The sequence below is a fragment of the Afipia sp. GW822-FHT03D08 genome (assembly GCF_058801645.1).
In genome coordinates this window covers 610,417-624,971 of record NZ_JBXANK010000002.1, presented here as the reverse complement: position 1 = coordinate 624,971, position 14,555 = coordinate 610,417, and the positions used below count along the sequence as shown (strand labels likewise).

Here is a 14,555-nt window from a genome sequence, read left to right as displayed (position 1 = left end):
CGGTGGCGCGGCAGCTATGCAATGGCTCTCCAGGGATAGCCGCCTGATTTGGATCGCCCTCTAGGCCCCCTGAAAAACGACCTTGCCGCGGAAGTTTTTTGAACCGTGTTCCACCACTGCTTGCACGCCGGCCCTGAAGTCCGCGCTGTCGAAGAGCGGCGGGCCGAGGTCGAGCAGCAGTTCGTCCGCAGCGCGCACGCCGTGGTCAAGAAACGCGCGCATCAGTCGCTTGGTGACGGCGTGAGCTTTGGTCGGTGCGTTGGCGAGCTTTTGAGCCCATGCCATGGCCTCGGCTTGCAGCGAGGCCCGAGGAACAACCCGATTGATGATATTCCAGCGTTCAAACGATGCCGCGTCATAGAAGTCGCCGGTGAAACAGATTTCGCGCGCGCGGGCGGGGCCGCATCGCTCGGCCAGAAGATAAGCGCCGCCCAGGTAGGTCGCAGCGCCAATGTGCTGTTCGACCTGTGCAAACTGCGCATCATCGGCCGCGATGATGACATCGCATCGGAGTGCGATTTCGAGCGCTGCTGCGAGGCAAAGCCCCTGAACGGCGCAGACGACAGGGATGTTCAGGGCTTCCAGCCGGGTGCAGATCCGAATCCCCCGGCCCAGCATCTGACGGGCGCTCTTGCTGTCGACACCAACGAAGGTGGTCTGCACATTCACGCCGCAGCCGAAATGATCGCCCGCGGCCTGGACCAGCAGCGCGCGGATGTTGGACGCCTCAACCTCGTCGAGTACAGTCTCGAAAGCCGCAAACAGGGCGTTATCGGCGAGATTGATCGGCGGATTATCGATGGTGATGACGCCAACATTTGCTTGTTTTTCGAAGCGCACTGAACTCATTTTTTATCCCTTCTCGAATGGTCCGACCGGGCCGGACTCGATGTGTCCTGCGGCTAAGTGCCTGGAAACCGGTAGTGCTGAAACTGTTCCCGTAAATCGGTCTTCTTGATCTTGCCGGTTGCGGTGTGAGGTATCGCATCGACGACGACGACATCGTCGGGCATCCACCACTTCGCGATCTTGCCTTCCATGAAGTGGAGAATGTCGGCACCCTTCGTCTTCGAATCCGGTTTAAGCTGGACGATGAGAAGGGGCCGCTCGTCCCATTTGGGATGGCGGATGCCGATCACCGCGGCCTCCAGCACGTCGGGATGGCCGACCGCCAGATTTTCCAGATCGATCGAGGAAATCCATTCGCCCCCGGATTTGATGACATCCTTGGAGCGGTCGGTGATCCGCATATAGGCGTGCTCGTCGAGAGTGGCGACGTCTCCGGTGTCAAAGAATCCCTCGTCATCGAGAATATCGTCGGTGATCCGATAGTACGCCTTGGCGATGGCCGCTCCGCGGACCTTCAGGCGTCCAAACGTCTTCCCATCCCGTGGCAGCTTTTTGCCGTAGTCGTCCGTGATCTTCATCTCGACAAGGAAGGGCGGAAAACCTTGGCTGGAGAGCCGGTCGATCTTGTCCTTGCCGGAGAGATTTTCGAATGGGGGTTTGAGTGCCCCGATCGAGCCGATCGGACTCATCTCGGTCATGCCCCAGCCCTGACGCGCCGGAATCCCCATGCGGCCGAAAGCCTCGATCATGGCGGGCGGTGGGGCTGCGCCGCCAATTGTCAGATGCTTGAGATCGGGCAGCCGCAGGTTGTTTGTTTCCATGTATTGCTGAAGCATCAGCCAGACGGTCGGCACACCAGCCGTCAGTGAGACCTTTTCGTCCCGGAGAAGCTCGTAGATCGACGCACCGTCCATCTTTGCACCCGGAAACACCAGCTTGGTGCCGGTCATCGGGGCATGGAACGCCAGCCCCCAACTGTTGGCGTGAAACAGCGGGACGACAGGCAACACGGTATCGGTGGATTTCAGGCCGACTACGTCAGCCTGCGCGACCATCAGCGAATGCAGGACATTGGAGCGGTGGGAGTAGAGCACCCCCTTCGGATCCCCGGTCGTCCCCGACGTGTAGCAAAGACCGGCTGCGGTATTCTCGTCGAACGATTTCCATTCGAAATCGCCGTCGACGCTATCGATCCAGTCCTCGTAAGCGATTGCCCCGGGCAGATTTGTCGCCGGCATGTGCGCACGGTCGGTGAGAATCACGAAACGCTCGACCGAGGAGAGTTGCGGCGCCAGCTTCTCCAACAGCGGCACGAAGGTGAGGTCGGTCATCAGGATCCGATCCTGAGCGTGATTGGCGATCCATGCGATTTGCTCAGGGAACAGCCGCGGGTTGATCGTATGACAGACCGCGCCGATGCCCATGATTCCGTACCAGGCCTCAAGATGACGCCATGTGTTCCAGGCTAGGGTCGCGACGCGGTCTCCGAGCCTGATGCCGTCACGTTCGAGCCGCTGTGCAACCTTCAGGGCGCGCGTCCGGATGTTCAGATAGTTGGTGCGATGGATCGGTCCTTCGACTGACCGGGTCACGACCTCTCGCGTGGGGTGACAGTCCGCGGCATGGTCGATGATACGGTGGCACAGCAAGGGCCAGTCCTGCATCAGGCCTAACATGGTGTGAAGCTCCTTGAGTTCTTGTCCTGCAAATAAAAAGAAACCCGGCACTCGATGAATGAGTGTCGGGTCAGTCTGGGTGGAGCTACATAGGTTTGTTTTCGCTGCTGAGAATCGGGCCGAACAACTCCCATTGATCCTTGGAAAAGCGCATCATCTGAAGCTGCTCGATCGGCCGGTAGTCACTCGCGCTCGTCTTCACGCGAATGCCCGGCAGAAGCATATTCACGTCCATATCGAGACTGGCGGCCTGCTTCATGACGTTTTCGCGGGTCAGGTCGTCGCCGCACTGCTTGAGCACCTGTGCCATGATTTGGGTGACCGCATATCCATAAATGTAAAGGCTATCCGCCCGGTCTGCGTCCGGAAGATACTTGTCCATGAAGGCATTCCACTCGATCATGCCCTGATCGTTCTTCCATTTCGGATCGGTGGCGTCCTTCAGGTAATAGGCGCTGAGCACGCCCTGCGCGTTCTCGAAGCCTGCCGGCTTGATGACGCCTCCGATCGTGGTCGAAACCTGAGGGATGATCTGAACAACCTTCCAGTTAAGCTCGCCAACCTTCTTGATGCTTTGTGCGACGAACTTCGGCGTTCCGATGTTGATGAAGACCGCTGGATTCGCGGCCTTGATCTGCACGATCTGGGAATCGATGGTTGGAGCCGAAACCTCGAAGGGCACCTCGGCGACGATCAGCTTGCTGGCGTTTTCGCCGAGCCCTTCCTTCAGCCCGATCAGATAATCTTTTCCGAAGTCGTCATTTTGATACAGCACCCCGATTTTGGCGTCCGGATAAGTCGCGAGAATGTACTGGGCATAGATGCGTGCCTCGCCGCGATAACTGGGCAGAAGTGCCATGGTCCACGGATAGTTCGCCGGATCGGCCCACTTGTCCGCGCCGCTGGTGACGAACAGTTGCGGCACCTTCTTCTGGTTCATGTACTTGTGAATGGCCGTGTTGCCTGGCGTGCCGAGATTGCTCAGCAGGAAAAGGACCTCGTCGCTCTCGACCAGCTTGCGGGCCTGTTCGACGGTCTTGGGCGGACTGTAGCTGTCGTCATAAGAGATGTAAGTGATCATGCGGCCGTTGATGCCGCCGCGGTCGTTGATCATCCTGAAGTAGGCCGCCTGCGCTTTTGCAATCGCAGAGTATGCCGAAGCGGGTCCGCTGTGCGGCGATGTGTTGCCGATCTTGATTTCAGTATCGGTCGCTCCCGGATCGTAGCGTTTCTGCGCGAGCGCTGCATCGCTTGTTGCGAGCCCATATGCTACGATCAGTCCAAGCGCGATTTTTGCGAATGTCTTGAAGTTCATGGCTGCCCTCCCAGGCTTTGCGACTTTGCGTTGCCTTTTTCGGCTTTTGGCAAAGTCGCGAGAGCTAAGCAGGCGGACTTTGTCGGCCCCAATGAAAATCTTGAACCGGCGCTATTCAGCCGTGAAGCGCTGCGTGGCCCGGGATGCTCATTCACTGATGAATAGCGATCATCCAGAATTTTAGTAGCTGGAAGCCGTTTCGGCTGATCTGATCACGCCCAAGCGCGCCCGACGTCTGATCGGATGGCAACGGGTATTGCAGGAAGCTGGCTGGAGCATTCGTCCGGTTTCATTCTCGCTAATCCATTTACCCGGTAGCGCGCCGGCCTTTATGGCGGATCGTCGATCCTAATGTCGGGCAACTTGATCCAAGAGAATTCGGGAGGAAACAACGTGAGTGAGACAAAGGCTGCTGTAGGGCAGGTTCGAACCGAGGTGCATGGCCATGTATTGAAGATCATCATCGACAACGCGGCCAAGAAGAATTCCTTCAGCCCGCAGATGATGCATCAGATGTCCGATGCGCTTACTCTCTTGCACAATACCGACGACTATTGGGTCGGTGTGGTCTGCGCGGAAGGAAGCGATTTCACAGCCGGCCTCGATATGCCGAAGTTCTTCGGTCCTACGGCGGACAAGGATGCGCTCAAGCTAAAAGAAGGCAACGTCGATACATTCGCGCTTCAGAAGCGTTGCCGAAAGCCCGTCGTCACGGCGGTTCAAGGTATCTGCTTCACCATCGGCATCGAAATGATGCTTGCCGGCGATATTGTTATCGCTGCCAGCGACGCGCGTTTCTGCCAGATGGAATCCAAGCGCGGGATCGCCCCGCTGGGTGGCGCGCATTTTCGCTTTCTGACGCGCGCCGGCTGGGGCGACGCGATGTATCATCTCTTCCTTTGCGATGAGTTTTCGGCGGAGCGGGCCTACAAGATCGGTCTGGTCCAGGAGGTGGTGACGCCCGGCCAGCAGATCCAGCGCGCGATGGAGATTGCGCAGACGATAGCGAAGAATGCGCCGATCGGCATTCAGGTCACCAAGGAAGCCGCCCTGAAGTTCATTGAGAGCGGCGAGCGGTCTGCAATCGACTACATCCCGAAGATCAGAGACCGCGTGTTTAACAGCGAGGACTTCAAGGAAGGCATTCAGTCCTTCGTTGAGCGCCGCCCTGCGGTCTTCCGCGGAAAATAACCGCATCCGAGACGGTAACCATTTAACTCATCAGAGGGACGACAAGCGACATGGGAAGCATCAAGAAGGCATTCGATCTGACCGGCAAGACCGCACTCGTTACAGGGGGCTCGCGCGGGCTTGGGCTTCAGATCGCCGAGGCACTTGGCGAGCAGGGGGCAAAAATCGTCCTCTCGTCGCGCAAAGCCGGTGATCTGGAAGAAGCTCAGGGCCATCTCGCCAAGCTCGGCATCAAGGCAGACTGGATCGCAGCCGACAATTCCAAGGACGAAGACATCAAGCGGCTCGCGGACGGCGCAATCGCCAAGCTCGGCAAGGTCGACATCCTCGTGAACAACGCCGGTGCGACCTGGGGCGCGCTGACGGAAGATCATCCCATCGAAGCATGGGACAAGCTTATGAACCTCAATATCCGCGCGTTGTTCGTGCTTAGGCAGCAGATCGGCAAGAAATCGATGATTCCCAACAAGTACGGGCGGATCATCAATCTCGCATCGGTTGCCGGGCTGTTCGGCAGCAGCGGTGAGATGCAGACGATCGCCTACAACACCAGCAAAGGTGCGGTGGTGAACTTCACTCGCGCTCTTGCGGGCAGTTGGGGCCGTCATGGCATCACGTCCAACGCGCTTGCGCCGGGTTTCTTCCCGTCAAAAATGACGAAGGGAGTGATCGCATCGGTCGGTGTCGACAAGTTGACCGAAGGTGTGCCGCTTCGCCGCCTTGGCGATGATGACGATCTCAAGGGTGCTGCGCTATTGTTCGCCAGCGACGCCGGAAAGCATATCACCGGGCAGATACTGGCGGTCGATGGCGGTCTGACGGCTGTGCTGTCGTCGTCCTGAGTTATCAAACCCGGCCCGGAAACGGGCCGGGTTTTTGATTCGGTCGCTTCGTCACCTGATTAAGGGATGATGAGAGCAAGACTCTCCGCCACCAGAGCCGGAGACTGATTGTTTTCGATCTCCAGCGTTGCTTTGCTTTTGATCAGGAATTGCCCGTTTTCCTTTGGCTCGATGCCGATCAGAGCCAATTGCAGGCGAACCCGCTCGCCGGCCTTCACCGGCGTAATGAACCTGACTTTATCCAGCCCATAGTTGATGACTGCAGAGGCATCCCTGGGAGCAAGTCCCAGCTTCATTGCTAGTGCGGCGACCAGCGAGAGACTGAGATATCCGTGGGCAATCGTGCCGCCGAACGGGCTCTCTTTCCTGGCGCGTTCAATATCGACGTGGATCCACTGCTGGTCGCCAGTGCATTCGGCGAATTGATTGATTCGGAGCTGGTCAACATCGACCCAGTCCGACGCCCCAAGGCTCTGGCCAACGAAGTCCTTAACGTTGGCGAGCGTGATATCCGTCATAACAATCAGCACCTTTCATCATGGTTATGTCCGTCATTGTCGTCGCGGCTGGAATGATCGCCATGGCAGATATTTCGAGACTATAGCCAGCAGTGAATAGCGATTGCGTCATTCATCATTGAATAGCCAGTCGCCAAATTCTCCCTACCTCTTCAGGACGGGCACGTTCAGCCTGCTGTCCTAAAGGTCCAGATTCAATGGAGCCCAAGGGAAACGCTGTTCATGACCAACTCCATAGCCTTGGCTGACGCCGTCGCGCCAATCGAGACGCTCTCCGATATTCCACGATACTATGCAGCTTTGACCCCGGATGCGGTCGCGCTGAATTTTGAAGGCAGGGAAACCACCTATGGTGGTCTCGATCATGCCTCAAACCAGGTTGCAAATGGCCTGATCGCGGCCGGCGTCAAACCTGCGCGCCGAATCGCGATTCTCGACAAAAACAGCGACGCCTTCTTTTCGGTTCTTTTGGGTGCCGCCAAGGCGAATGCGGTGCTCGTGCCCATTAACGCACGGCTTGCCGCTCCGGAGATCGCGTTTGTGATCAACGATGCCGAAGCGGAAGTGCTGTTTATCGGTGAACCGTTTCTGGAAACGCTCGGCAAGATTCGCGATCAACTTGTCACGATCCGCGAGGTGATTGTTCTCGATGCATCTTACGCGGCGTGGCGCGACGCGCAGAACCCCCGTGATCCCGGCGTGATCTCACAGCCCGAGGACGTCTGTATTCAGATGTACACCAGTGGAACGACTGGTCATCCCAAGGGGGTTCAGCTCACTCACCGGAATTTTTCGCTGACGTCGCCCGCGGTGTTAGATTTCTGGGGTCACTGGACATCCAGTGACACGCTGCTGATTACAATGCCGCTGTTTCATATCGCCGGGGCCGGGACGGGCATCCTGGGTCTGCTCGCTGGTATGAAGATTGTCGTTCTTCGCGAGTTTGTCCCGTCTCAGGTCCTTCAATCGATTCAACACGATCGTGTCACGGCTTCGTTCTTTGTGCCCGCGATGATACTGGCGCTTCTGTCTGAAAAGAATATCGATCAGATCGATACCTCTTCGCTAAAGCGAGTGATTTATGGCGCCTCGCCAATTCCAATCGATCTGTTGAAAAGCGCGTTGCGCGTGTTCAGGCAAACCGCTTTTGTCCAGGTCTACGGCCTTACCGAGACCACCGGAGTGCGGACCGCGCTTTTGCCGGAAGACCATTCCCGTATCGACAGCGAAGTCATGAAATCATGCGGCCGGGCCATCGACGGCGTTGAACTGCGAATTGTGGATGCTCTGGGAGCGCCGCTGCCACCGCGCGAGGTGGGAGAGGTCGTCTGCCGGACGGCAAAGAACATGGTTGGATACTGGAATCGTCACGACGACACAGCGAAGACCCTCAAGGGTGAATGGCTCCATACCGGCGATGCAGGATATCTTGATGAAAACGGATACCTTTATATCCACGATCGTATCAAGGACATGATTGTCTCCGGCGGAGAGAACATCTATCCCGCGGAAATCGAGAGTGTATTGTTCAGCCACCCGGATGTCGCCGATATCGCGGTCATCGGCGTACCGGATGAGCGGTGGGGCGAAGCCGTCAAGGCTCTTGTAGTGCCGATGCAGAATGCCGTTGCGGACGCCGACAGCATTTTGCGATATGCGCGGGAGCGCCTGGCAGGTTACAAGATTCCGAAGTCGATCGAGTTCTTGTCAGAGATGCCGAGAAATCCCTCAGGAAAGATATTGAAGCGCAAGCTTCGTGAACGGTACTGGCAGGGACACGACAGGCGTGTAAACTAAGTTCTGCATGCCCGTCCCATCACTATCCCTTCCCAGGCAGCGCGGAATGCAGATGTGACCGAAGCAAACTGGGATTTGTACCGTCTATTTCTGGTCGTGGCCCGAACGGGCAGCGTCAATCGCGCCGCCAATGAACTTGGGATGAGCCAACCGACACTGAGCCGGCGGTTAAAGGAGCTTGAGCGGTACGTCGGAGCGCCGCTGTTCTTTCGGGCGTCGTCGGGAGTAAAACTCACGCCGGAAGGCGAAGATCTTCGGCGCTCGGCTGGGGATATTCTGTCCGCATTCGACTTGTTTAATCGCGAGCTGCGTTCGCGCGTCGGCCAGAGGTCGTCCGTGGTCAAGATCTCCGCGACGGAGGGACTGACAAAGCACTGGCTCCTGCCTCGCGTCAAACAACTCCGCAGTCTGAACAGTCGTCTGCGTCTTGAACTCACATCGACAATGCATCAGCAGTCCCTGGCGACGAGCGATCTCGACTTCGTCATCAGAATGGGTGATCCGGGCGAAAGTGAACTGATCGGAAAGCGGGTAGCGACCGTCGCGTTCGGGATATTCGCTTCGGAGGAATATCTGGCGGCGCATCCTGCACCGCGATCGCTGGCTCAACTCAAGGATCACGACATTATCGGACTCACAGAGGATTTTGCCGGCTTCCGAAGTGAACGCGCCGGCCAGATGCAGTTGGCCACACAGTTCTTTGCCGCGACGGAGGTGCGAAATGCCCTGCGCATTTTGCCAGTTGCAAGTCACTTTGCTGCGGCGGCGGAAGGCCTTGGTCTGGCCTTTCTCGCTGTGCCCTTTGCGCAAGCCGAACGACTTGTCCGGGTGCTTCCGAATGAGACGGCATTTTTGAACGTGTGGTTGCTTCGCCGTCCTGAAAGCGATCTTAGAAAGCTGACCAGAGAGGTCAGGCGTTTTCTTGAGAGTGAGTTCGTAAAGTCGAAGAGCTGGTTCTCCGGTAACCAAAGACCCGCTCATACGCCAACCCGGCGTAAACCCTGAGCGCCGCGAGATAAGCAATATGGATATGGCGAGAGCTCCTCGCTGGACCCATTTAGAGACGATGTCAAAAGCAGCATGCTGCCGAGTAAACGAACACCTCAGAAGCCCTGAGATGATCGACGGCGGCCGGGACGTCGGCTGAGATCCGTCCCGGTTCGCGTTTCGTCCGAATGGACACCTCATTCTGCGGCTGGCTGTCCGCAAGTAACCCGCTAGATGGTCTGACGGAACCTTCCCCCGAACCGCGCATCTTGCATATGCTGGCGTCAGGAGCGCGCAGACGAGGAGATCTTGCTCGATTGGGTCATGATCAGGGCTCGTGAGATGCAGGAAGCCGACGGGGACGTTCGTCTCGATGACAATCACGAAGCGCTGAAAGTGCGTCTGCATACGTATGATGAGCAGACTGCTCCGCTCATCGAATACTATCAATAGAGAGCCATCCTCAGGAGCATCAACGGTTTGCTGCCGGTCGACGCCGTGACTGCGGAGCTTTTGACGGTCATCGGAGGCAGCCGATAGCGACAACCGGCTCAGGTGATGCATAACGTCGTGGGCATTGAAAATGGACCCGCGACGCGGTGGATCAGGCCCCGACCACAATTCTCTCTGCGCCGCTTGCCTGGGCCTCTCCTCCCAGATAGGCGGCTTCGAGCGAGGGGTCCTTCGCGATGGTTTCTGCGGCTCCACTTTTGACGATCGCGCCTGTCTCCAGAAGATAGGCCCTGTCAGCCAGAGCAAGAGCCTGTCCGGCCATCTGATCGACGACAATCAGCGTCATTCCTTCAACGCGGAGACGTTCGAACGACGCGAAAAGCTCGTCGACCACAAGCGGCGCGAGTCCAAGCGATGGCTCGTCCAGCATCAGCACTTTCGGCGACGTCAGCAGGCCGCGGGCGACTGCCAGCATTTGCTGTTCACCGCCGGAGAGAAGACCGGCGCGATGATCGATGCGCTGGTTGAGGCGTGGAAAGCGGGCCAGCATGGCTTCGACTTCGGCATCGAGATCGATGTCCGTGCGAGCATAGGCCCCAAGCTGCAGGTTTTGCCGGACCGTGAGTTCCGGGAATACCTGCCGTCCCTCCGGCACCAGCACAACACCAATGCGGGCGCGTGCATGCGCGGGCAGGCTATCGATCCGTTCGCCGGAAAGCGAAATCTCGCCGGTTGCGCGTGGCGGCTCAAGCCCTGCGATCGAGCGCATCAGCGTGGTTTTACCCGCACCGTTTGCGCCAAGCACGGCAATGGCCTCGCCGTTACCGACAACGACGTTAATGCTTTCGAGCGCCCGCGACAGACCGTAGAACGCATCGAGCTTTCTGATGTCGAGCACAGTCTCCTGCCCGGGCTGACGGACGGGACGCTGGCGCTGTTCGCTCGCCGTTGCATCGCCGAGATAGGCCTTCCGGACCAGAGGATCGTTCCGGATGGCCGCAGGCTCGCCGACGGCGATGCGTTTGCCGCCATCCAAGACCACGATGTGATCGCTCAGCGACATGATCATCGGCATGTCGTGCTCGACAATGATCACGGCGACACCGAGATCCGCGATGCGGCGCAGCAACGTTGTCAGGCGCAGCTTGTCACCCTTCGACAGGCCGGCGGCGGGCTCGTCAAGAAGCAGGACCTTCGGCCGCAACGCCAAAGCGCGCGCGATTTCGACCAGACGTTTCTCACCATGCGGAAGCGATTCCGCCGGCCGGTCGAGGTCACCATCAACTCCCGCGAACCGCAGCAGGGATCGCGCGAAACGCTCGGTGTCCGGATTGCGGAGCGGCGAGACGATGCCGCCCAGCTTGCCGGCGGTTTCCGCCAGGAGCGTGTTTTCGATAATAGTGAGCGAACCGAATAGTTGCGTGGTCTGGAATGTCCGCGCCACGCCGGCGCGGGCGAGAGTGTGTGAGGGCAGGCCGGTCAGGTCACGATCACCAAGTTTCACCGTACCTGACGTCGGCCGATAGAATCCGCAAAGCAGGTTGAGTGCGCTCGTTTTGCCGGCGCCGTTGGGGCCGATCACACTCGTCACCTGACCGGGCTGCGCGGTAAACGATACGTTCTGCACCGCGCGGACACCGCCGAACGCGATCGATAGGTCCGTGACGTTGAGCGGTGGCGCGCTGCTGCTTTCCACGCGAAGAGCGGCACCGGGGTCGCCGATCGTCGACATACCTTCCGCACTGGATTGCGGCCGGGACGCCGAAAAGAATTTTGCAAAGAGTTGCCCGGCTAGACCCGCGACGCCGTTCGGAGCAACGCGCAGCACAGCGAACAGCAAAAGACCAAACGCGAGCAGGCGATATTCCGCCAGATCCGAGAGAAGCTCTGGTAGCAGTACGACGAGTACTGCACCGATCACCGGGCCAAGCGCCGACCCGGCTCCTCCGATCATGACGCCGAACAGCAGCAGGATCGATTGCAGGAAGGGGAATGAACTGGGGCTGATGTAGCCTTGAAGCGGGGCGAATAATGATCCTGCCAGCGCCATGGCTGCCGCTGAAATGACAAAAGCCATGGTGCGCACGCGGACGAGATCGATACCCACCGAGCGGGTCGCAACTTCAGAGTCGCGGGCCGCGCGCATGGCATAGCCCCAGCCGCTTCGCTTCAGCCGATCGAATAGCACGACGCCGGCAAACATCAGGGCGACGCTGGCGATGGCGAGGCCGCGCTCCGATAGGGGCATGCCGAAAATGCTCGGTGGAACGGTAAGGACAAGGCCGTTGCCGCCGCCGGTGAGATCGCGCCATTCGATGGTGCCGTGTTCGACGATGAAGCCGAACGCAATCGTGACCATAGCCAGATACGGGCCTCGGACGCGCAACGCCGGCATGGCAAGAAGACCGCCGATGATGCTGACGAGGACAATGCCAGCGCCGGTCGCTGCCAGATAAGGCCAACCGGCCTTTTCCATCAAAAGCACCGTCGTGTAAGCGCCTATTGCCATGAAGCCGATATGTCCGAGCGAGATCTGCCCCGCCAGTCCGAGCAGGACATTCAGGCCGATGCAGGCAATGGCAGTCAGCGAAATGGTCGCGATGAGAAACACCGCGTAGCTGTCGGCGACTGCTGTATAGCCAAGGGCAATCGCCAGCGCGGCGCCGCCGATGATAAGAGACGTGCGGGAAGTCATACCTTTTTCACTCCAGCGCGGCCGAGCAGCCCGTGGGGCAGAACGACGAGAATCACGATGACAGAAGCGAATGTGATGATCTGGGTGTAAACCGAGCCGAGATAGCTGGTGGCGAACACCTCAATAAGGCCGAGGCAGAGTCCAGCCAGCATGACGCCCCATGCGCTGCCGAGGCCTCCGATGATTGCGGCGGCAAATGCCTTGATGCCAAACAGCGTCCCCATTTCCGAAGAGACGTTGAACAGCGGCGCAATCAGAAGGGCGGCGATCCCGGCGAGAACCGCCGATACCGCGTAGCTTGCGGCGATAGCGCGGCCGACATCGATGCCCATCAGGTGTGCAGCATTTGGATTTTGCACGACCGCGAGCATGGCGACGCCATGGCGCGTACGGCGGGTGAAAAGATGAAGCGCCGTTGCCAGGAGAAGACCGATGATCGGGATCAGAAGCTGAAGCGGATAGACGCCGGCTCCTTCGACGATCTGGATAGGTTTCACCGCGAGCATTGAGGGGAAGCCGCGCGGCTCCTTGCCGAACACAAACAGCATCAGGTTATCGACGATGATGCCGACGGCAACGGTTGCCATCAGCCAGTTGTCCGATCCGCGCTGCACGAACGGACGCACGGCATAGCGTTCGATGATAAGGCCATACAGGGCGCAGATTGCGAGAACAGCCGGAATGCCGAGCGCGCCCGGCCAGCCCCACAGAACGAGAAAAAAGTATCCAGCCACGGCTCCTAGGGTCATCGAACTGCCCTGGGAGAAGTTCACCGTGCCGGATACTGCGTAAGTGACGTGAAAACCAAGCGCGAGCAGTCCGTACATGCTGCCGAGCGCCAATCCTGTGATGATCGCAGGAAGAAGTGACATGTGCTGATCGCCTTGGGTTGTCGGCCAACGCGCCGGTTTACTTCTTCACGAACGGCAGGATGTGGTTGTCCTCGAAGCGCGTCCAGATGTAGTCGCTCTCCGTGAGCGCATCGTGCTTCGTCTTCGTGAACGGCTTGTCATAGGTCTTGATCAGGCCGTCGACGCGGTCGATTGCATAGAAGCCGTCGCGAATTGCGACTGGCTCTGCCTTGCCAGCCTTCTCGATTGCTTTCGCAATGACGAGGACCGAATCGTAGGCGTTGGCAACGCCGACGGCGGGGGTGATATCTGCCGGACCCTTGATGTCAGGATACTTCGCCTGCAGCGCCGCGATGACTTTCTTGCCGACGGGCGAGAGGTCGCCGAAGAAGCTATAGGTCTGAACGAAGATCACGTTCTTGGCGTTAGGCCCTGCAAGTTCGGTGAAGCGGCCGCCGGCGGGCCCCCAATGCGAGACGATCGGCGGAGCCCATCCCATCCGGTCGAGCGATTTCACGACCTGCGAAGCCGGACCGACGTTGCCGACCAGGAACAACGTATCAGCGCCTGCCTGCTTCAATCGCGACAGCTGCGGCACGACATCGACGTCGTTTCCTTCGAACTTCTCGATGCCGGCGGGCTCAGTGCCAGATGCCTTCATGGCGGCCTTGAGGCCATGCTCGTTTGACTCGCCCCATGGATTATTGACCAGGATCAGCCCGGGCTTTTTGGTGTCGTAGGTCTTGCGGGCGAACTGGACGATGGCCTTGTCGACTTCATCATCCATCGCAGAGACGCGGAACACGAAGTTGTCGGCGGCACCGTTCTGCGTGATGTTGGTGCCCGCAGCCCATGGCACGACGAAAGGCATCTTGGCGTTGTTGACGAACGGCACGATCGCGAGAGCAACCGGCGTATCGAGGCCGCCGAGCAGGGCTGAAACCTTCTCACGCTGGATCAGTTCGCGTGCGGCGATGAGTCCTTTCGCCGGGTTGCTTTCGTCATCGCGGCGAACGAGTTCAAGTGGCCGGCCGAGAACGCCGCCCTTGGCGTTGATCTCTTCGATGGCGATAGTGGCTCCACGAGTCAGAGCTTCACCAGCCCGTGCCGATTGACCGGAAAGGGCAGTGACGAGACCGATCTTGATGGGGTCGGCGGCATGAGCAGGTGAAGCGGCCAGTGTTACCGCGAAGGCCGCGCCCATCATGCCTTGCAGGAACGAAGGACGAGAAAAGGCACGGTTCGATGATGTCGAATTGTAGCGCATTCTGTTATTCCTCCCGATAAGGCGGTTGCTCTCCGTTTCGAGAACAAACTCGCCAGCATTTCCGCCGCTCATCGTTTCGCGAACTTGACGGAAGTAAAAACTTTCTTCAACTAT

Annotated in this window: 12 protein-coding genes; 5 read left to right on the top strand and 7 right to left on the bottom strand. The window is 58.7% G+C overall.

Annotated features, from left to right (window positions below):
• Positions 1-60: 60 nt before the first annotated feature.
• The 3 genes from AC1RM7_RS17875 to AC1RM7_RS17865 all read right to left on the bottom strand — a co-directional run bounded on the left by AC1RM7_RS17875 (position 61) and on the right by AC1RM7_RS17865 (position 3,840).
• On the bottom strand, positions 61-849 hold the full coding sequence (locus AC1RM7_RS17875) for an enoyl-CoA hydratase/isomerase family protein (RefSeq protein ID WP_024921435.1): 789 nt from the start codon (positions 847-849) through the stop codon (positions 61-63).
• Between the two features lie 53 nt (positions 850-902).
• Positions 903-2,525, bottom strand: coding sequence for a fatty-acid--CoA ligase (locus AC1RM7_RS17870; RefSeq protein WP_024921436.1), 1,623 nt, complete (start codon positions 2,523-2,525; stop codon positions 903-905).
• 85 nt (positions 2,526-2,610) lie between these two features.
• Positions 2,611-3,840 carry an ABC transporter substrate-binding protein gene (locus AC1RM7_RS17865; protein ID WP_024921437.1) on the bottom strand — a complete coding sequence of 410 codons (1,230 nt, stop codon included), beginning with the start codon at positions 3,838-3,840 and terminating at the stop codon, positions 2,611-2,613.
• 393 nt (positions 3,841-4,233) lie between these two features.
• Between AC1RM7_RS17865 and AC1RM7_RS17860 the strand changes: the two genes are divergently transcribed.
• Positions 4,234-5,031 (top strand): crotonase/enoyl-CoA hydratase family protein, encoded by a 798-nt coding sequence (locus AC1RM7_RS17860; RefSeq protein ID WP_006019407.1) that lies wholly within the window; start codon positions 4,234-4,236, stop codon positions 5,029-5,031.
• A gap of 50 nt (positions 5,032-5,081) precedes the next feature.
• Complete coding sequence (locus tag AC1RM7_RS17855) at positions 5,082-5,873, top strand: SDR family oxidoreductase (protein WP_492839020.1); 792 nt, start codon at positions 5,082-5,084, stop codon at positions 5,871-5,873.
• A 59-nt stretch (positions 5,874-5,932) separates the two neighbouring features.
• Here AC1RM7_RS17855 and AC1RM7_RS17850 read toward each other — a convergent pair whose 3' ends face one another.
• Complete coding sequence (locus tag AC1RM7_RS17850) at positions 5,933-6,391, bottom strand: MaoC family dehydratase (protein ID WP_192824444.1); 459 nt, start codon at positions 6,389-6,391, stop codon at positions 5,933-5,935.
• Positions 6,392-6,613: 222 nt separating this feature from the next.
• On the opposite strand from AC1RM7_RS17850, the gene AC1RM7_RS17845 reads away from it, so the two are divergent.
• From AC1RM7_RS17845 to AC1RM7_RS17835, 3 genes are all read left to right on the top strand, one after another.
• Positions 6,614-8,188, top strand: coding sequence for a fatty acid--CoA ligase (locus AC1RM7_RS17845; RefSeq protein WP_492839022.1), 1,575 nt, complete (start codon positions 6,614-6,616; stop codon positions 8,186-8,188).
• A gap of 54 nt (positions 8,189-8,242) precedes the next feature.
• Positions 8,243-9,193, top strand: coding sequence for a LysR family transcriptional regulator (locus AC1RM7_RS17840; RefSeq protein ID WP_024921441.1), 951 nt, complete (start codon positions 8,243-8,245; stop codon positions 9,191-9,193).
• Between the two features lie 306 nt (positions 9,194-9,499).
• The gene (locus AC1RM7_RS17835; protein WP_275451142.1) at positions 9,500-9,628 is read left to right on the top strand and encodes a hypothetical protein; all 129 of its coding nucleotides are present in this window, start codon (positions 9,500-9,502) and stop codon (positions 9,626-9,628) included.
• 151 nt (positions 9,629-9,779) lie between these two features.
• Here the strand turns inward: AC1RM7_RS17835 and AC1RM7_RS17830 are convergent, their stop codons facing one another.
• Genes AC1RM7_RS17830 through AC1RM7_RS17820 form a run of 3 tightly spaced genes read right to left on the bottom strand, consistent with a single transcriptional unit; the run spans position 9,780 to position 14,441 of the window.
• Positions 9,780-12,323 carry a branched-chain amino acid ABC transporter ATP-binding protein/permease gene (locus AC1RM7_RS17830; protein WP_492839025.1) on the bottom strand — a complete coding sequence of 848 codons (2,544 nt, stop codon included), beginning with the start codon at positions 12,321-12,323 and terminating at the stop codon, positions 9,780-9,782.
• The gene (locus tag AC1RM7_RS17825; RefSeq protein ID WP_024921443.1) at positions 12,320-13,195 is read right to left on the bottom strand and encodes a branched-chain amino acid ABC transporter permease; all 876 of its coding nucleotides are present in this window, start codon (positions 13,193-13,195) and stop codon (positions 12,320-12,322) included. The genes AC1RM7_RS17830 and AC1RM7_RS17825 overlap by 4 nt, the downstream gene beginning before the upstream one ends.
• Positions 13,196-13,232: 37 nt before the next feature.
• Positions 13,233-14,441, bottom strand: coding sequence for an ABC transporter substrate-binding protein (locus tag AC1RM7_RS17820; RefSeq protein ID WP_024921444.1), 1,209 nt, complete (start codon positions 14,439-14,441; stop codon positions 13,233-13,235).
• Positions 14,442-14,555 lie beyond the last annotated feature (114 nt).